Source organism: Brevibacterium sp. 91QC2O2, from assembly GCF_024580695.1.
Classification (GTDB): domain Bacteria; phylum Actinomycetota; class Actinomycetes; order Actinomycetales; family Brevibacteriaceae; genus Brevibacterium; species Brevibacterium moorei.
The window spans coordinates 1-485 of sequence record NZ_JANIJY010000064.1; the positions used below are offsets into that span (position 1 = coordinate 1).

Genomic DNA, 485 nt, shown 5'->3' on the forward strand with positions numbered 1-485 from the left:
TGATCGTTGGGCGCACGTTCCAGCACCAGGCCACACGGTGGCGGAATGTCCGGCCGGATTCGGTGGTGCCGCCTTGTCGTGTGGTGCCGGTCAGCCAGGTGAGGAAGTCGGTGAACTCGGCCTTGCGTGTGATGTCGATGCGTGACTGGGTGGCCGAGGCGCCGCAGTGTTTGCAGCGCCAGCGTGTCCGCCCGGCGGTGGTCTTGCCGTTTTTGACGAGCTTGTTTGCGCATACACCACAGCGGGGTTGATTCCTTGGATTGGGCACTGAACATGCTTGCAGACCATGTTCAACCCGGTCTTGCCCGTCTGTCTACTGGGCAAGCGCCCTATCCTGTACACACATTCTTGCCGCTAACCCGTTACCTTTTTAGTAGCCCTGGTTCGTGACAGGATCAGGACTGCTGGCCCGTCGGGCCCGGCATGACTTATGCCCCCAGTCATTGATGATCCGGGGGGTGTTGTCACCGGGTTCCGATAGGCAT

The 485-nt window shown here is 60.6% G+C and carries 1 pseudogene; it reads right to left on the minus strand.

Going from position 1 to position 485, the window contains the following annotated elements:
* Positions 1–268: pseudogene (locus tag NQ036_RS15430) on the minus strand (IS256 family transposase); the annotation flags it as partial.
* Positions 269–485 lie beyond the last annotated feature (217 nt).